12 protein-coding genes are annotated in these 18,029 nt (G+C 57.2%); 2 read left to right on the top strand and 10 right to left on the bottom strand.

Features of this window, described 5'->3' with window-relative positions:
• The first annotated feature begins 38 nt into the window (after positions 1-38).
• Together AEQ63_RS03300 and AEQ63_RS03295 are read left to right on the top strand one after the other, a co-directional pair.
• Positions 39-1,148, top strand: coding sequence for a PilT/PilU family type 4a pilus ATPase (locus AEQ63_RS03300; RefSeq protein WP_064361765.1), 1,110 nt, complete (start codon positions 39-41; stop codon positions 1,146-1,148).
• A gap of 127 nt (positions 1,149-1,275) precedes the next feature.
• A complete protein-coding gene (locus AEQ63_RS03295; RefSeq protein ID WP_064361764.1) occupies positions 1,276-4,917 on the top strand; it encodes a hypothetical protein in 3,642 nt (1,213 codons plus the stop codon).
• Between the two features lie 66 nt (positions 4,918-4,983).
• Here AEQ63_RS03295 and AEQ63_RS03290 read toward each other — a convergent pair whose 3' ends face one another.
• From AEQ63_RS03290 to AEQ63_RS03245, 10 genes are all read right to left on the bottom strand, one after another.
• Positions 4,984-6,939 (bottom strand): acetoacetate--CoA ligase, encoded by a 1,956-nt coding sequence (locus AEQ63_RS03290; RefSeq protein ID WP_064361763.1) that lies wholly within the window; start codon positions 6,937-6,939, stop codon positions 4,984-4,986.
• Between the two features lie 150 nt (positions 6,940-7,089).
• Entirely contained in the window at positions 7,090-7,863 is a 774-nt protein-coding gene (gene hbdH / locus AEQ63_RS03285; RefSeq protein WP_064361762.1) for a 3-hydroxybutyrate dehydrogenase, read from the bottom strand.
• 7 nt (positions 7,864-7,870) lie between these two features.
• Complete coding sequence (locus AEQ63_RS03280) at positions 7,871-9,262, bottom strand: GntP family permease (RefSeq protein ID WP_064361761.1); 1,392 nt, start codon at positions 9,260-9,262, stop codon at positions 7,871-7,873.
• 283 nt (positions 9,263-9,545) lie between these two features.
• Positions 9,546-10,952 (bottom strand): sigma-54 interaction domain-containing protein, encoded by a 1,407-nt coding sequence (locus tag AEQ63_RS03275; RefSeq protein WP_042610368.1) that lies wholly within the window; start codon positions 10,950-10,952, stop codon positions 9,546-9,548.
• Positions 10,953-11,084: 132 nt separating this feature from the next.
• Positions 11,085-12,659 carry an ABC transporter ATP-binding protein gene (locus AEQ63_RS03270; RefSeq protein WP_064361760.1) on the bottom strand — a complete coding sequence of 525 codons (1,575 nt, stop codon included), beginning with the start codon at positions 12,657-12,659 and terminating at the stop codon, positions 11,085-11,087.
• 9 nt (positions 12,660-12,668) lie between these two features.
• Positions 12,669-13,691, bottom strand: coding sequence for an ABC transporter permease (locus AEQ63_RS03265; RefSeq protein WP_064361759.1), 1,023 nt, complete (start codon positions 13,689-13,691; stop codon positions 12,669-12,671).
• On the bottom strand, positions 13,691-14,752 hold the full coding sequence (locus tag AEQ63_RS03260) for a microcin C ABC transporter permease YejB (protein WP_064361758.1): 1,062 nt from the start codon (positions 14,750-14,752) through the stop codon (positions 13,691-13,693). Before AEQ63_RS03260 ends, AEQ63_RS03265 begins: the two co-directional genes overlap by 1 nt.
• Positions 14,752-16,620 carry an extracellular solute-binding protein gene (locus AEQ63_RS03255; RefSeq protein ID WP_064361757.1) on the bottom strand — a complete coding sequence of 623 codons (1,869 nt, stop codon included), beginning with the start codon at positions 16,618-16,620 and terminating at the stop codon, positions 14,752-14,754. Before AEQ63_RS03255 ends, AEQ63_RS03260 begins: the two co-directional genes overlap by 1 nt.
• 130 nt (positions 16,621-16,750) lie before the next feature.
• Positions 16,751-17,032 (bottom strand): peptidylprolyl isomerase, encoded by a 282-nt coding sequence (locus AEQ63_RS03250; protein ID WP_042610373.1) that lies wholly within the window; start codon positions 17,030-17,032, stop codon positions 16,751-16,753.
• Positions 17,033-17,127: 95 nt separating this feature from the next.
• The gene (locus tag AEQ63_RS03245; RefSeq protein ID WP_064362039.1) at positions 17,128-17,997 is read right to left on the bottom strand and encodes an esterase/lipase family protein; all 870 of its coding nucleotides are present in this window, start codon (positions 17,995-17,997) and stop codon (positions 17,128-17,130) included.
• Between the last annotated feature and the right edge of the window lie 32 nt (positions 17,998-18,029).

The raw sequence follows: 18,029 nt of genomic DNA, 5'->3' as shown, positions 1-18,029 counted from the left end.
AAATCTGCTCATCCAATGCTTCGCGGGTGCTTTCAGCCATGGAAATCGATGCACTGTTATCAACATTGTCGCAAAAAAACGGTTCGGATCTGTTCCTCTCCACCGGCGCACCGCCCAGCGCGCGCGTTGACGGTGTGTTGACGGCATTGAACGATCAGCCATTCAAACCCGGCGAAACCGCGGCAATCGCCACCTCCCTGATGGACGCTGAGCAGCGCCGGGAGTTCGACCGGGATCTGGAAATGAACCTGGCAATCTCCCGAACGGGCGTCGGGCGGTTCCGGGTGAACATTTTCAAGCAGCGCAACGACGTCTCGATCGTCATCCGCAACGTCAAACTCGACATTCCGCGATTCGAAGACTTGAAGCTGCCGCCAGTGTTGCTCGAGACGGTGATGCTCAAACGAGGCCTGATTCTCTTCGTCGGCCCCACCAGTTCAGGCAAGTCGACCTCGCTGGCCGCCCTGATCGACCACCGCAACCGCCACAGTGCCGGGCACATCGTGACCATCGAGGACCCGATCGAATATATCCATCGGCACAAGCGTTCGATCATCAACCAGCGTGAAGTCGGCGTCGACACGCGCAGCTTTCATGCCGCGCTGAAGAACACCCTGCGCCAGGCCCCGGACGTCGTATTGATCGGCGAAATCCGTGATCGCGAAACCATGGAACATGCATTGTCATTCGCCGATACCGGGCATCTGGTGCTGTCGACGTTGCACGCGACCAACGCCAATCAGGCACTCGATCGAATCATCAATATGTTTCCCGAGGAGCGGCGCGAGCAGCTTTTGCAAACCCTGGGCAACAACCTGAAGGCTTGTGTATCGCAAAGACTTGTACGCACGGTTGACGGGCAGAGAAGAGCAGCGGTGGAAGTCATGCTGGGGAATCCGACTATTGAAGATCACATTCGGAGAAATGAGTTGGGTGAGTTGAAAGGCATAATGGAAAAATCCATCGATTTGGGTATGCAGACCTTTGATGGTGCTCTTTACAACCTGGTTCTGGAGGGGGCGATCACTATGGAAGAAGCATTCAAGAATGCAGACTCCATAAATAACATCAGGCTGCGATTAAAACTTTCCGGCGAATCAATTGATGCGCAGGGGCGCCATTCTGGCGGCTGGAGTTTGTTGGAGTAAAAAATCGTGTAGTTGCAGTTGTTGTTTTAAGTGTTGAGAAATATCGGTTAATAAACCTTCGCTTGAAGGTTTAATGCGTTTGTTTAAGGTTGCGTTCGTTGTTTAATTGTTGAATAAAGGACGCAATATGAGAGTAAGAAGTGTTTTTGAACAAAGCGCTGTGTTGACCGCAGAAGATAATAATTTCTGCTCGGAGGCTGATCAGTTTGAGCGGGCAGAGATTGTAAGTCGAATTTCCGGTAGTTATCAGGCCGGTTCGTCTTTACCGGATTTTGAGATGTTAAGTCTGGATTTACAGCCAGGTTCATCCATGCATTATGTGCAAAAACCTTTTAGCGATCTGCTCGTGAAGTGTGTAAATCGTTACGAACCGGGCGCGATTGCAATACTCAAGGGCGATGGGTTGTTAATGGCTGATGGGCTTGAGCAGGTGGCGGCTAGAATCAAGTCCGCGGCCGAAGCTCATGACGATTTTGAAGTGCTCAAAGACGGCCTCAATCTGACCGGAGGTCAAATCTGGTCGAATGGAAAGGCGAGTTACGCACAGTGGTTGCGCTTTCATGGTTTGCATGTCCCTACAGACATTGATCAACTGACGAAGTTGGTGGAATTTTTGACCTTGAGGTGGTCAGCAGCGGATCAGCTTCCCGATTACTGGGAGTGCATCAATGGCGGCGTGATCACATTGACCGCTGAAGAATGTAAAGAAATTCGTGATTTGACGACGGAGTTTTTTTCAGGCTCTTTGCTGGACATCTTGTATGAGCAGATCAAGCCGAAGTTGGCGGATCGCATTTCTTGGGAAAGTGCAGGTGATGTTGTTGCCCAGTTGATAGGCCATCAGTATTCACAGGCTCAGGCCAAGCGCTATATCGAAAGGTTGGCGTGGTGGGGGGCAAATAGTGATGAGGCGCTGGACAGTCAAAGACGTTCATCCGTCCTGTACACTGCGATTATTCTTCAGCTTGATCCGTTGATCGGTACCCAGCATAGGAGAAACTGTATTGCTGGTTTCGATATCTATGACCCCGAAACAGCGGCTGATCAATCTTTGAGTGTTGTCCGGGAAAACATTGAGAGTCACCTTGTTGACAGCAAGAAAATTTCTCGCCTGCTTGTTCCACTGGCATCTCACTTACTATTGTCTTCCATCGCCCCGGCGTTGCTGGTTAAAAACATTCCGGCATGGCTTACTGCGGGCTCTATAAGTTGGGTGGTTTTTTCGCAAACGGTTAGCTCTATCGAAATGACTGCCAAAGGCGCATCGCGCCTTATGACATATGACCAGGTTATGAAATTTGCTGATCTGGAATCGATCAGTAAATCAATTAGCGCTCTGCAGGGTCTGGCTTTGATCGATGCCGCTACGGACTGGGGGTTGATCAATGAGGTGATCACGCCCGAGGACATACAGACAACTATTGGAGAAGCAACGCAACGGGCAATGAATGCCTATCAAAACCACGTGGAGACTATTGTCAAAGGCACCAAAGCCTTCACTGCCCCCGTGCCAAATCGCAGGCGGATTGCTTTGGCCGCTCTGGAGCCGGCGCTGCCGAATTGCGATTTTCTGGAAGAGCCGATACTTCGCCCGAATACGTTTTCCGATTTGAGGCACTCTATACTCGAGTTGCAAATAGAGGACGAACTTGCTTCCGGCCAGTGGGACTGGAATAAACAACCCCACATACTTACTCAGTATCCACTGCTGCAATACTGTACTCCCACCCGAGTCGCCTTTTTGGCAGAGACGCGCGAGTATCACAAAAATATTCATGCCGCCATGGAAACAAACATAAAAATGGCGCTGGCGGGTATGCCACGTCAAGACCGGGATGTATTTGAAAGGAGCAGAATTACATTCTTTACAGTCCGTCGAACCGCCGGGACATTTATTCATGAGCCGGTAGATCACAGACAGACAAGTGCCGACCGGCAGGAAACGAAAGTTGTAGAGATCCAGGCTGATAAAGATCGTGCCCGAGGTCGATTTGCGCTGATAATGATCGCATCCCATGGCAATAATGAACTTCTATGCTACGAAATGTTCAGCTTGTTGGGTGAGTGTCGTAGAAATGATGCGCTGGGGGCTTTGATAAAGAATACCGGCAAAATGAGTATGCCATCCAGGCTGGATTATAAGGGCAGGCTTAACGACAAACATCCTCCAGTCCCAGAAACGCATAACGTCCCGATCGACATAAGCAGCTATATGAACGGTACTCAAGCGAACCCGAATTCAGCAGGTTCGATGATAATCGAGAAGCTCGGCACGATCGCAGCACCAATCATCGAGTCTGGCAGCAAAAAAAGTTATTATCAGTACTTCATCAGTGCACAGGCGCAGAATATTGCGAAGTTCATAGTCGCCAATCGTCCTATTGGCAGCGTAGATGAGCTGCTGGAGACATTTACTGATCTTACGGAGAAAGAGAAAAAAGCGCGGCAATACGATGAGGCGGTAACGTTTGTAATCGATCTGATTGTGCCGTTCAAAAAATGCATCGAGGACCTGGCGTCCGGAGAAAGAAATAAAGTTGTCGATGGTATCTACGGTTGTTCCATGGACGCTATTGGTGTTTTGTTTACGCTTGTAGGTGCTCCGGTCAAGGTGCTTAATATCGCTACAAAGTCGATATCGCAGACTGCCAAACTTGCTAAATTCCTGAAGTATGGTTTGCAATTGGCGGTCTCGACCTTCAATCCGATTGATGGGTTACCCTCGACGGGTTACAAAATTTCAAAAATATTAATCAGAAATGGATTGAGCTTGGCGCCCAAGGGGTTGAGGCTTCTAGATGCTGCTTCCTCGCAACTGAAAAACTTCACGGGGGGCAGACATTCCACTGATTTGATTCAGGCTGCCAGCCTTCCAGCGCTCGGGCAGGGGAAGTGGCGACCTCGCAGCGGGGCTCTTACTGCGCTGAGTGTCAGTGCATTCAAGAAAAGTAATCATTGGTATGCGCTCACCCGGAGCGGTAAGCCTTGGGGAAAAAAGCTGCCGAACTTCGAATTCAAGTGTTCGTTTACTCTCCCAAGTGTACGACCAGAAAGTCTTACGAAACATATCATCGAACACGGCCTGCGCATTTCTAAGCAGAAGTTGGATTCCGCAATTACTGTATTGACGAACTCCCGGATCAATCTGGATACCGACCTGGCGATCGGTCTGTTTTTGGGGACTACGGACAATGGTCGCTCGAAGATCGAGGCACTACTAAAGACTGTAAGACTCGACTTTGCAGGGGTTTCCGCCAGTAATTTCTTTCTTGATCCGCTGAAGACTGATGATCAGGTCGTCAGTGTAGATGTCAATCAATACAACGAGTGGAAAAAAGCAGAGTTGCATGCTCGGAATGAAGTGCAGTTCATGACCGTTAACAATCAGAATCTCAATATGGGTTTTGAATTCAGCAGATTCAATTATGGAGCAGTTGCCGATGATCTGTTACATGAGATGTGTCGAGCACAGGCCGGAACGGTAGATTACGCTTATGCTCCGGCGGCAATACGAAACAAGACTCAGCACTGTGACGTTAGCCGGTTATTGAATTTCGCTGCAGGGCACATACCTTATATTGGCCCGGCTGCTGGCGATGGTAGCGCTTTGCAAAACGCGGACTCGATTGCAATGCTGGTAGCTTTGCTCAGCCAGAAAGAGTCTGATCCATCAGAATTCAATATGAACATGACACGTCTGAAGGCTGCAGTTAAAAGGAGCGCCGGGCGAAAGATTACCGAGGAAGTCTGGTTGAATCTCAACGATTAAACGTCCAGACCATTCCCGGGCTTTTAGCCTTTGGCTCGCGAATGGTCACCTTGACCTTTGCAATATTCACTGCTCAAGCTCCCACCGATCCCGAAACTGCTCCAGCGCTTCGGGATTGGCCAGCGCATCGGTATTTTTTACCGGTCGCCCATGCACCATCTCGCGCACAGCCAGTTCCACGACCTTGCCGCTGATGGTGCGTGGAATGTCTGTCACCGCCACAATTTTCGCCGGTACATGCCTTGGGGAGGTGTTGGCGCGGATCACCTGACGGATGCGCTGCTCCAGTGCTTCATCCAGTTCCAGCCCTTCGCGCAACCTGACAAACAGCACAACCCGCACATCATCCTGCCACTGCTGACCGATGGCGACGCTGTCCTGTACTTCGGTGATCTTCTCGACCTGACGATAGATTTCCGCTGTACCGATGCGCACGCCACCCGGATTCAGCACCGCGTCCGAGCGGCCATGGATCATCATTGCGCCATGGGGCAATTGTTCGGCGTAGTCACCCTGCGCCCAGAAGCCGGGAAAGAGACTGAAATAGGACTGGCGCAGTTTTGTGCCGTCAGGATCATTCCACAACCCGATCGGCATCGCCGGAAAATGCCGGGTGCAGACCAGTTCACCTTTTTCACCGATCACCGGCTGACCAGCGTCGTTCCACACCTCGACGGCCATTCCCAGGCTCTTGCCCATGATTTCTCCGCGGCGGACCGGTGACAGCGGATTGCCGTTGACGAAGCAGGAAACGATGTCCGTTCCACCGGACATCGACGCCAGACATACGTCGGTTTTGAAGTCGCGATAAACGAAATCGTAGCTTTGCGGCGACAGCGCCGAGCCCGTACACAGCAGTGTTTTCAAGCTGCTCAAGTCATGACTTTCACGGGGTCTGGCGCCGCCGCTTTCCAATGTGGCGAGGAACTTGGGACTGGTGCCAAACACGCTGATGCGCTCGTCGTCGATCAGGTCGAGCAGACGCTGAGGGTCCGGGTGGAACGGCGAGCCGTCGTAGAGCACCACGGCGCTGCCCACCGCGAGTGCCGAGACCAGCCAGTTCCACATCATCCAGCCGCAGGTCGTGTAGTAGAACAAGCGATCACCAGGACCGAGGTCGCAGTGCAAACCATGCTCCTTGACGAGTTGCAGCAGCACGCCGCCGGTGCTGTGGACGATGCATTTCGGCACACCAGTGGTGCCGCTGGAGTACAGCACGTAGAGCGGATGGTTGAACGGCACCGGGGTGAAATCCGGCTCGCCACCCGGTTCGTAGAAGTCTTGCCACAGAGTGACTTCGGCGTCGGTCTGGTAGTCGTCGATGCGGGCTTGCGGACGGGCGTACGGCACGATGATCAACTGCTGCAGCGACGGCAGTTGCGCCAGGATTTCGTTGAGCTTTGCGGTCTGATCGAGGGTTTTTCCGGCGTATTGATAATCCGCGCAGGTGAGTAGCAGTTTCGGTTCGATCTGGCCAAAGCGATCGATCACGCCGTGGGTACCAAAGTCTGGTGACGAGCACGACCAGATCGCGCCAAGGCTGGTAGTGGCCAGCATCGCCACCAGTGTTTGCCAGGTGTTGGGCATGCACGCGGCGACGCAATCGCCGTATCCAATGCCCACCGCGCGCAGGCTGGCCTGGAAGCTTGCCACGTGTTCGGCCAGTTCGGCCCAGGTCAGTTGCTCGCGCTGGCCATTTTCCGCAACGGCGACCACCGCCACGGCATCGTCGCGACGGCGCAGCAGGTGTTCGGCGAAGTTCAGCGTCGCGCCGGGAAACCACTCGGCGCTGGGCATCTGCGCACCTTCGTGGAAAACGGCGTCGGGTCGGGTATGGAAGCGGATGTCGAAGAAATCGACGATCGCCTGCCAGAAATCGCCGCGCTGCTCGATGCTCCATTGGTGCAGGGCAGGGTAGTCATCGAGCTGCAGCGAATGCCGCTGATTGATCTCGCGCCGAAACACGTCCATACGCGAACGGGCGATACGCTGCGGGTCGGGTTGCCAGAGGATGTCGGACATGGGTTGGCTCTTCTTATCTGATTCGTACAGGCCACGGAAATCATCTCCTGTGGGAGCGAGCCTGCTCGCGAAAGCGTTGTGTCAGAATCCCGAACTGTGTCTGATTTACCGCTATCGCGAGCAGGCTCACTCCTACAGGAGCGGGCAGGATTATTGCGCCAACCAGCCGCCATCAATATTCCACGCCGCCCCGCGCACCTGGCTGCCAGCCTCGCTGCACAAAAACAGTACCAGCTCACCCAGATGCTCCGGCGTAACGAACTCCAGCGAAGGCTGTTTCTCGGCGAGCAGGTCATGCTGCGCCTGCTGCGGATCGACGCCCTTGGCCGCACGATCATCGATCTGCTTCTGCACCAGCGGCGTCAACACCCAGCCCGGACAGATCGCGTTGCAGGTGACATGGCTGGTCGCGGTTTCCAGCCCCACCACTTTGGTCAGGCCGATCACACCATGTTTGGCTGCGACATACGCGGCTTTGCCGGTGGAGCCGACCTGGCCATGCACCGACGCGATATTGATGATCCGTCCCCAGTTTTTCTCGCGCATGCCCGGCAAGCTCAAGCGAGTGCTGTGAAACACCGATGACAGGTTGATCGCGATGATCGAATCCCAGCGCTCGACTGGAAATTCTTCCACCGCCGCCACGTGTTGAATACCTGCGTTGTTGACCAGAATGTCGACGCCGCCAAACTCACGCTCGGCGTAAGCGATCATGTCGGCAATCTGCGCCGGGTCGCTGACATCGGCGGGATGATGGCCGACCTTGCCGCCGAACCGGGCGACCTCGGCAATCACCTTCGAGGCGTCGCCGAAACCATTGAGAATCAGGTTGGCGCCGGCCTGCGCCAGGCTCAGCGCGATGCCCAGGCCGATGCCGCTGGTGGAGCCGGTTACCAGCGCTGTCTTGCCGGAAAGAGTGGTCATGAATACCTCACACAATGCCAGTGGCGTAGAAAGTGCCGATCACCACGAAAACCGCCAGGGTCTTGATCAGCGTAATACAGAAAATGTCTTTATAGGCTTCACGGTGGGTCAGCCCGGTCACCGCCAGCAGCGTGATCACCGCGCCGTTGTGCGGCAGGGTGTCCATGCCGCCACTGGCCATCGCGGCCACGCGGTGCAGCACTTCCAGCGGAATATTCGCCGCATGCGCCGCACTGATGAACTGCTCGGACATCGCCGCCAGCGCAATGCTCATGCCGCCCGAAGCCGAACCGGTGATGCCGGCGAGCAGCGTCACGGTGATGGCTTCGTTGACCAGTGGATTGGGGATCTGCTTGAGCCAGTCGGCCAACACCAGAAAGCCGGGCAGTGAGGCGATGACCGCACCAAAACCGTATTCGGACGCGGTGTTCATCGCCGCCAGCAATGCACCGCTGACCGCGCTTTTGCTGCCTTCGGCAAGCTTGCTGCGAATCGCCTGAAAGCCGAATGCCAATACCATGAGAATGCCGACCAGCAACGCAGCCTGCACCGCCCAGATCGCCGTGAGCTTGGCGATCTCGGTCGTGACTGGCGCGGCCATGCCCGGCAGCGCGAGGCTGTGGGTCTTGCCATACCACTGCGGAATCCACTGGGTGAACAGCAGGTTCATGATCCCGACCGCCAGCAATGGCGACAGCGCGATCCACGGGTTCGGCAGCTGGAGGTCTTCAGCGGTTTCCGGTTCGTTGCGCAGTTCGGTGCCATAGCCTTCACCGGCACGCTGCGCCTTGTTGCGCTGGCGCTGCAAAAACAGCATGCCGGCGCAGAACACGAATATCGTGCCGATCACGCCCAGCCACGGCGCCGCCCATGCGGTGGTATTGAAAAACGTGCTGGGGATGATGTTCTGGATCTGCGGCGTGCCGGGCAGGGCGTCCATGGTGAACGAGAACGCACCGAGCGCGATGGTCGCCGGGATCAAACGCTTGGGAATATTGCTTTGGCGAAACATCTCGGCGGCGAACGGGTACACCGCAAACACCACGACAAATAACGACACGCCGCCGTAAGTCAGCAGGGCGCAAACCAGCACGATCACCAGCATCGCTTGCCGGGTGCCAAGCAAGCGAATCGCGGCGGCGACAATCGACCGCGAGAAGCCGGACAGTTCGATCAGCTTGCCAAACACTGCGCCAAGCAGGAAAACGGGAAAGTAGAGCTTGATGAAACCGACCATCTTGTCCATGAACACCCCGGTAAACGCGGGCGCGACGGCGGATGGATCGGTGAGCAGAACCGCGCCGAGGGCAGCGATCGGGGCGAAGAGGATAACGCTGTAGCCACGGTAGGCGGCGAGCATCAGCAGCGTCAGCGCTGCCATGGCAATGATCACACTCATGGTGTGTCTCTCCAGGATTGTTGTTTTTATGGGTGGAACGGGTGGAGAGGCTGTAGCGATTACTGTGCCAAAACCCTAACCGATTGATATCTATGAATATTCTCTACGGCAAGGTCAGCATCTTGAGTAATTTGTCTCTATTCTGAGACCGATAGAAGATCGCAGCCTTCGGCAGCTCCTACACGGAAGGTCGTATTTACCCTGTAGGAGCTGCCGAAGGGTGCGATCTTTTGATCTTGAAAAACCTGTCTAAAAAAAGAGATTGCTGTCTCTTTAGCGAGACTCAAACGATTCCCAACGCCAGCATTTTCTTGTACAGCGTCGACCGCCCCAACCCCAACCGAGCTGCAGCCTCCGGCACTTTACCCGCGCATTGCGCCAGGGCCGACTCAATCAACTGCCGATCAAAACGCGCTCGCGCCTGGGCGAATGTCTCACCTACGGCGGCTTGTACGCCCGGATCGGCCGTGCGCTCAACCGGGGTGAACGACCCAATCGCCCCGCGAATATCCTGCTCGGTCAGCAGTAAGTCATCACTGAGCAGCGCCGCCCGTTCAAGCACATTGCGCAACTCGCGAATGTTGCCCGGCCACGCATGCTGGCCGAGCAGCGCCAGCGCATCGCGGTGCAACTCATGCTGGCTGCGCAGCTCCTCCAGAATCGCCTCGCTCAGCGCGGGCAGGTCATCAAGCCGCTCACGCAGCGGCGGCACCTGGATTGGCAGGACGTTGAGGCGGTAGTACAAATCGGCGCGAAATTCGCCACGCTTGATCGCCGCCTGCAAATCTGTCGAAGTCGCGGCGATCACCCGCACATCGCTCTGAATCACTTCATTGGAGCCGACCGGTTCGAATTCCTTTTCCTGCAAAACCCGCAGCAGTTTGCTTTGCAGCGGCAGCGGCATATCGCCGATCTCGTCGAGAAACAGCGTGCCGCCCTGAGCGATCTGCAATTTGCCGGTACGGCCCTTGCGATCAGCACCGGTAAACGCGCCCGGTGCCGTGCCGAAGAATTCGGCCTCGAGCAAAGCCTCCGGAATGGCCGCGCTGTTGATGCTGACGAAGGCTTTGTGCGCCCGTGGCGAGGCGCTGTGAATGGCTTGCGCAAGCAATTCCTTGCCGGTGCCGGTTTCGCCGAGCAGCAACACCGGCGAATCAGCGCTGGCACTGCGCCGGGCGCGGCGTTTGACTTCGAGGCTGGCAGCGCTGGTGCCGATGAAATGGGCGAAGTTGTATTTGGTCTGCCGCGCGCGCAGCAGCGAGCGGGTCGAGGCCAGTTCTTCCTGCATGCTCAGGTAGCGCTTGAGCATCGGCGACAGCGTGCGCAATTCGTCGAACAGGGCAAAACCGATGGCGCCGATCACACTGCCGGCGTCGTCATGGATGGGCAGGCGCATCACCACCAGCGGTTCCTTCGGTGTGTCCTGCATGTCCAGCAGAATGGGGCGACCGGTGCGCACCACTTCGCGCAGCAGGCTGCCGGGGATCACGCTTTCGCAGGGTTTGCCGATGGCGCCTGCCGCAGATTCAAGACCAAAGCGCCGGGCGTAGCGCTCATTCATCCAGACGATGTTCGCATCGCGATCGACAATCACCGTGCCTTCACTGGACTGCTCGATGATCTCGAACAGCGAACGGATCGCCAGAGTGCGAACCCGTTGATAGTCCTTGAGGCTTTCGGTGGTGTTCATCTGCAAGGTCCTGAAAATATTTCGCCTGTTGAGGCTTCATCGCGAGCAGGCTCACTCCTACAGGGGGAACGCATTCCAATTGTAGGAGTGAGCCTGCTCGCGAATGCCGCGCCGCGGATTAACAGAAAAAACCTACCCCGGATGCGCCGCCGCCAACAGCTCTTTGGTGTACGGATGCTGGGGGTTGTCGAATACCTCATGACTGGCGCCACGCTCGACCACTTTGCCGTCCTTGATCACAATCATGTCGTGGGCCAGCGCGCGCACTACCGCAAGATCGTGGCTGATGAACAGATAAGTCAAACCGTGTTTTTCCTGCAGGTCACGGAGCAGGGCGACCACTTGTTTCTGCACCGTGCGATCGAGTGCCGAAGTCGGCTCATCGAGCAGGATCAGCGCCGGTTTCAGCACCAGCGCCCGCGCGATGGCGATGCGCTGACGCTGGCCGCCGGAGAATTCATGCGGGTAGCGATGGCGGCTTTCCGGGTCGAGGCCGACTTCCCTGAGCACGCGAATCACTTGCTCGTCGCATTCGTTAGCCGTCGATTCGCAATGCACCTCCAGACCTTCGCTGATGATCTGCGCCACCGACATGCGCGGGCTGAGGCTGCCAAACGGGTCCTGAAACACCACCTGCATTTGCCGCCGCCACGGTCGCAGTTGCTTTTGATTGAGGCCGTCGAGCGCTGCGCCCTGAAAGCGAATGCTGCCCTCGGAGTCGAGCAAACGCAGGATCGCCTGACCCAGCGTCGACTTGCCCGAACCAGATTCGCCAACGATGCCCAGGGTCTTGCCGCGCTGAATGTTCAAACTGATGCCGTCAACTGCGCGCAAATACTGCTTGCGCTGGAACAGTCCGCCAGCGACCTGAAAATCGACGCGCAGGTCTGCCACTTCCAGCACGTTTTCACGCTCGTCACGGGGCAGGGCTTCACCTTCGGGCTCCGCGTTCAACAGCACGCAGCTGTAAGGGTGTTTCGGCTCGGTGAACAGGGTTTCGCAGGGCGCCTGCTCGACAATCTCGCCGGCCTTCATCACACAGACGCGCTGAGCAATGCTGCGTACCAGATTGAGATCGTGGCTGATCAGCAGCAGCGACATGCCCAAGCGCTGTTGCAGGGATTTGAGCAGCAAGAGAATCTTGCGCTGCACGGTGACGTCCAGTGCCGTGGTCGGTTCGTCAGCAATCAACAACTCCGGTTCGCAGGCTAGCGCCATGGCGATCATCACCCTCTGCCGTTGCCCGCCAGAGAGTTGATGCGGATAGGCCTTCAGCCGTTCCCGGGGCTTCTGGATGCCGACCAGTCCGAGCAGTTCGAGAATGCGCTGCTGCGCTTGCTTGCCGCCCAGGCCACGGTGCAGCAGCAGGGTTTCGCCGATCTGCTTTTCGATGGTGTGCAATGGATTGAGCGAGGTCATCGGCTCCTGAAAGATCATGGCGATGCGATTGCCGCGCAGTTCTCGCAAGACTTTCGGATCGGCGCCCAGCAGCTCCTGCCCTCGATAGCGGATGCTGCCGCGCGATTGCGCCTCAGTGTCGGGCAGCAGTTGCAGGATCGAATGCGCCGTCACCGATTTCCCCGAACCCGATTCGCCGACGAGTGCCAGGCATTCACCGGGGCGGATATCCAGGCACAGGTCACGCACCACCGTCTGGCCATGGAAGGCGACATTGAGGTTGCGGATTTCAATCAGGTTGTCAGTCATGGTCACGCTTCAGGATCGAGGGTCAAAAGCGTCACGCAACGCTTCGCCGATGAATACCAGTAATGAAAGGATCAGCGCCAGGGTGAAGAACGCGGTCAAGCCAAGCCATGGCGCTTGCAGGTTTTGCTTGCCCTGACCGATCAGCTCGCCCAGCGAAGCACTGCCGGCCGGCATGCCGAAGCCGAGGAAATCCAGCGCGGTCAGCGTCGAGATGGCCCCGGTCAGAATGAACGGCAGGTAGCTCAGCGTCGCGTTCATCGCGTTGGGCAGGATGTGCCGGAAGATCACCTTGCGGTCAGTCAGACCCAGGGCGCGCGCGGCTTTGACGTATTCCAGATTGCGCCCGCGCAGGAACTCGGCGCGCACCACGTCCACCAGGGCCAGCCAGGAAAACAGCGCCATGATCCCCAGCAGCCACCAGAAATTCGGCTCGACGAAACCGGAAAGAATGATCAGCAGATACAGCACTGGCAGTCCCGACCAGACTTCCAGTACGCGCTGCCCGAGCAGATCGACCCAGCCACCGTAATAGCCCTGCAACGCGCCTGCAGCGATGCCGATCAGCGCACTGACGAAGGTCAGCATCAACGCAAACAGGATCGACACCCGAGCGCCAAAAATGACCCGCGCCAGCACATCCCGGGCCTGATCGTCGGTGCCCAGCCAGTTGACCGACGTTGGTGGGCTTGGCGCCGGTTTGTTCAAGTCGTAGTTGGGCGTGTCGTCGCTGAACGGAATCGGCGGGAACAATAACCAGCCGCCGTCCTTGCGGATCAGGTTCTGCACGTACTCGCTGCGATAATCAGCCTGGAAGGGCAGTTGCCCGCCGAATTCCTGCTCGGTGTGGCGCTTGAGCACCGGGAAGTACCACTGTCCCTGATAACTGACCATCAGCGGCTTGTCGTTGGCGATCAATTCGCCGCCCAGCGTCAGCATGAACAGGCCGATGAACAACCACAGCGACCACCAGCCGCGACGGTTTTTCTTGAAACGTTCGAAACGGCGGCGCCCCAAAGGCGAGAGCGTGAGCATCAGGCGTTCCTCGCGGCGAAGTCGATACGCGGGTCGACCAGGGTGTAGCACAGGTCGCCGAGCAGTTTTATCAGCAGACCGAACAGGGTGAAGATGAACAGCGAGCCGAACCCCCCCGGATAGTCCCGGGAAACCGCCGCTTCGTAGCTCATGCGCCCAAGGCCGTCGAGGGAGAAGATCACTTCGATCAGCAGGGAGCCGGCGAAGAATACGCTGATGAATGCCTGAGGAATCCCGGACACCACCAGCAGCATGGCGTTGCGGAACACATGTCCGTACAGCACACGGCGTTCGCTCAAGCCCTTGGCCCGGGCGGTGACCACGTACTGCCGGGTGATCTCATTGAGGAACGAGTTTTTCGTCAGGATGGTCAGGGTGGCGAACCCGCCGATCACCAGCGCGGTGACCGGCAACACCAGATGCCAGAAGTAATCGGCGATCTTGCCCAGCGTCGACAGCGATTCGAAGTTGTCCGAAACCAGTCCGCGCACCGGAAACCAGTTCAGCGAAGTGCCGCCGGCAAATACCACGATCAGGAACATCGCGAACAGAAACGCTGGCATCGCATAGCCAATGATGATCGCTGTGCTGCTCCAGATATCGAAATGGCTGCCGTGGTGCACGGCCTTGCGGATGCCCAGCGGGATCGACACCAGATAGGTGATCAGCGTCGCCCATAAACCCAATGAGATGGTGACCGGCATTTTTTCCAGAATCAGGTCGGTGACCGTCGCGCCGCGAAAGAAGCTCTTGCCGAAATCCAGCTGCGCATAGTTTTTCAGCATCAGCCACAGGCGTTCGTGGGCAGGCTTGTCGAAGCCGTACTGTTTTTCGATGTCCTTGATCAGTTGCGGATCCAGGCCACGGCTGGCGCGCGAAGCGTTGCTCGATGTCTCGCTGGCTCCGCCGCCGACACTGGCACCGCCGATGCCTTGCAGATGGGCGATGGCTTGTTCCACCGGTCCGCCGGGCGCGGCCTGAATGATCACGAAATTGACCAGCAGGATGATCACCAGCGTCGGAATGATCAGCAGCAGGCGCCGCAGTATGTAACCCCACATCAGTGCGGCCCTCCGGGTCTGCTGCGGCTGATTTTCTCAGCGGTCATTTGTTGATTGGTCAGCGGTGTCCGACTGATTTCCCACCAGCTCTCGATGGCTTCGTCATTGCTCGCCTGCACTGTCGGAATGCCGAAGCGGTTCCACCAGACGGTCGAGGTGCCTGGCGGGTAATAGTTGGGAATCCAGTAGTAATTCCATTGCAGCACCCGGTCCAGTGCATGGGCGTAATGCAGCATGTCCGATTGGGTCGAGGCGCGGATCAGGCCGTTGATCAAGGTGTCAACCGCCGGGTTTTTCAGCACCATGTAATTGTTCGCGCCCGGATCGTTGGCTGCCGCCGAACCGAAATAGTTGAGCAGCTCGCCGCCGGGGGAGGTGGTGACGGGATAGCCGGTAACGATCATGTCGTAGTCGCGGCTCATCAGGCGGTTGACGTACTGCGAGGCGTCGATGCGGCGGATATTGAGTACGATGCCGATCTGTTTCAGGGTGCGCTTGTAGGGCAGCAGCAGGCGATCCATACCGTTCTGGCTGACCAGAAAGGTGAAGCTCAACGGCTCGCCGGCGCTGTTCACCAGTTGGTCGCCGTCCGGTTTCCAGCCGGCCTGTTCGAGCAGATCGAGCGCTTGCAGTTGCTTGTCGCGGATGATGCCGCTGCCATCGGTCTTCGGTGCTTCGAAGACTTTGCTGAAAACTTCCTCAGGTACCTGGCCGCGCAGCGGTTCAAGGATTTTCAATTCCTGCGCATCGGGCAACTGCCGGGCGGCGAGATCGGTATTGGAAAAGTAGCTCTGCTGGCGGATATAGACGTTGCGCATCATCTGCCGGTTGCTCCATTCGAAATCCCAGAGCATCGCCAGTGCCTGGCGCACACGACGGTCCTGGAACATCGGTTTTTGCAGATTGAACACGAAGCCCTGAGCCGACTGCGGCGCTTCGGTGGCGAGGTGGGCTTTCTGCAAACGGCCATCGCTGAGAGCTGGGCTGTCGTAGCCGATCGAGTAGCCGGTCGCGGAAAATTCGCGGTTGTAGTCATAGGCGCCGCCACGCAACACCTGGCGGGCGACGTCGGTATCGCCGAAGTACTCGATGCTGAAATGGTCGAAGTTGTACAGGCCGCGACTCACCGGCAGGTCCTTGCCCCACCAGTCGCCATTGCGTTCGAAGGTAATGCTGCGCCCGGAATCGACTTTGCCGACCCGGTACGGCCCGCTGCCCAGTGGCGGTTCATAGCCACCGCCGCCAGCGAAATCGCGACTCTTCCACCAATGTTCGGGGAACACCGGCAGGGTCGCGATATCCAGCGGCAGGGTGCGGTTTTCGTTGCTTTTGAAGTCGAAGCGCACGGTCAGCGGCGCTTCGATTTCGACGTCCTTGACGTCGGCGAACTGGGTGCGATAACGCAGGCTGCCCTGGGTCATCAGCAGGTTGTAGGTATAGCGAACGTCTTCGGCGGTGATCTGTTTGCCATCGGCAAAGCGCGCCTTGGGATTGATAAAGAAACGCAGCGACAGCCCGTCGTCCGAACGCTCCATTTTCTCCGCGACCAGACCATAGACGGTGTAAGGCTCATCGAGCGAGCGTTGCGCCAATGGAGAATAAAGGAGCCCGTCGATCTGTGTGACACCGATGCCTTTGTCTATATAAGGCAGCAAATGGTCGAAGTGACCGATTTCGATCGCCGAGCGACGCATCGTCCCGCCCTTCGGCGCTTGCGGATTGGTGTAGTCGAAATGGCTGAAGCCGTCGGGGTATTTGGCCGGTTCACCGTAAACGGTCAACGCGTGTTGCGGCGCAGCGTTGACACCGGCGGCACCCGTGAGCAGGGCGAGGGCGGTGAACAGCAGTGTGGGAAAAACCAGTCGCATCGTCAGCCTTGGAACGGAAAATCGATAAGCGCAAGTTGTACGCGAGCCGCGCGTCACTCGCCAGCCGTATATGTAACTGAAACACAACGGCCCACCAGAAGGCGGGCCGTTATCGCAATCGGACGACGAATCAGTCCTGACGGCTGGTGACTTCCAGCAGGTGGTAACCGAACTGGGTCTTCACCGGGCCTTGCACGACATTGATTGGCGCGCTGAACACCACGGTGTCGAATTCCTTGACCATCTGGCCAGGACCGAAAGAACCCAGATCACCGCCCTGGCGGCTGGACGGGCAGGTGGAGTTGGTCTTGGCGACTTCGGCGAAATCAGCGCCGGCTTCGATCTGAGCCTTGAGTTCGTTGCACTTGTCTTCGCTGGAAACCAGGATGTGGCGGGCAGTGGCTTTAGCCATGGGGAATTCTCCGAACTGTTTCAATAAAAGGTGGAGCCTACCGGAATCAGTGGGCGAATTCTCGGCAAAGTTCCATTCTCGATGGCAGAACCGATTCAGAGATCCGCCGCTCGCAGGCGCCGTGCATGTTCGACATACAGGTCAATCGGATCGGGTGATGGCCCGTTTACGCCAGTGGTACGCCGCAGGCTGGCCAGATGATCCATTGGATAATCAGAGCGGATCACTTGCCCCAGATGGGTACTGAAGCGTCCGACGAAACCGTCGTTCTGCTGGGGTTCGGTGGTGAAGTATTGCGACAGCCGCCGGCATATGTCCTGAACCGGATCCAGCGCTGGCAGCGTCGATTGGGGGACAACCCCGCTCCACGAGTAATAGCGCACCCCATTGACCTGCCCGGGGCCGTGGCCACCCCAGGTTTGCGGCAGTCCCTGCGGAAACCTGTCATTGAATTGACCGACGCCGACCGTGGTCAGTGCGTTGAGCGCGGCCAATGCATTCTGCGGCAGTGCCACATTACCGCTGAGTAGCGACAACAAATCGGCAAACTGTGTCGCCACGTTTTGTGCGACGGCCTCCGGCAGCTTGCCCGGGATCAGCGCATTGCGCAGGAAGTCGGCGAGCTCCGAGCCATGGTTCGGACCACTGACGGAGGTGACTGACGCGACGACGTTTGGTGCAAGCGCCGCCGCGTAGCGTGCAGCGAGTGCGCCTTGGCTGTGTCCGATCAGGTTGACTTTCTTCGCGCCTGTGCCTCGCAGCACACAGGCAATCTGTGACAGCAATTGCTCACCCCTCATTTCGTTGTTGTGAGTCGCCGAAAGGTGTGGAACAAACAATCGGCAGCCGGCCGATTTCAGCGCGGACTTGACGTCATGGAACAGCTCGAAATGACCGATACGCTCGAACCCGAACAGACCGTGGACCAACAGGATGGGATAACGAGTTGTAGCATTCCGTTGCATGTTCTTACCTTTTTCGTAGAAGTTCATCGGGA

It is taken from the genome of Pseudomonas sp. RIT-PI-o, assembly GCF_001297215.1.
Taxonomy (GTDB): Bacteria; Pseudomonadota; Gammaproteobacteria; order Pseudomonadales; family Pseudomonadaceae; genus Aquipseudomonas; species Aquipseudomonas moraviensis_A.
Note: the sequence above shows the minus strand (reverse complement) of the source record. Positions and strands in the feature narration are given on the sequence as shown.

Bases quoted from the DNA above. Each gene is read 5' to 3' on its own strand.
- AEQ63_RS03290 (WP_064361763.1), bottom strand. From the start codon at position 6,939: ATGTCCGACATCCTCTGGCAACCCGACCCGCAGCGTATCGCCCGTTCG.
- AEQ63_RS03250 (WP_042610373.1), bottom strand. From the start codon at position 17,032: ATGGCTAAAGCCACTGCCCGCCACATCCTGGTTTCCAGCGAAGACAAG.
- AEQ63_RS03270 (WP_064361760.1), bottom strand. From the start codon at position 12,659: ATGACTGACAACCTGATTGAAATCCGCAACCTCAATGTCGCCTTCCAT.
- hbdH (WP_064361762.1), bottom strand. From the start codon at position 7,863: ATGACCACTCTTTCCGGCAAGACAGCGCTGGTAACCGGCTCCACCAGC.
- AEQ63_RS03300 (WP_064361765.1), top strand. From the start codon at position 39: ATGGAAATCGATGCACTGTTATCAACATTGTCGCAAAAAAACGGTTCG.
- AEQ63_RS03245 (WP_064362039.1), bottom strand. From the start codon at position 17,997: ATGCAACGGAATGCTACAACTCGTTATCCCATCCTGTTGGTCCACGGT.
- AEQ63_RS03255 (WP_064361757.1), bottom strand. From the start codon at position 16,620: ATGCGACTGGTTTTTCCCACACTGCTGTTCACCGCCCTCGCCCTGCTC.
- AEQ63_RS03295 (WP_064361764.1), top strand. From the start codon at position 1,276: ATGAGAGTAAGAAGTGTTTTTGAACAAAGCGCTGTGTTGACCGCAGAA.
- AEQ63_RS03265 (WP_064361759.1), bottom strand. From the start codon at position 13,691: ATGCTCACGCTCTCGCCTTTGGGGCGCCGCCGTTTCGAACGTTTCAAG.
- AEQ63_RS03280 (WP_064361761.1), bottom strand. From the start codon at position 9,262: ATGAGTGTGATCATTGCCATGGCAGCGCTGACGCTGCTGATGCTCGCC.
- AEQ63_RS03260 (WP_064361758.1), bottom strand. From the start codon at position 14,752: ATGTGGGGTTACATACTGCGGCGCCTGCTGCTGATCATTCCGACGCTG.
- AEQ63_RS03275 (WP_042610368.1), bottom strand. From the start codon at position 10,952: ATGAACACCACCGAAAGCCTCAAGGACTATCAACGGGTTCGCACTCTG.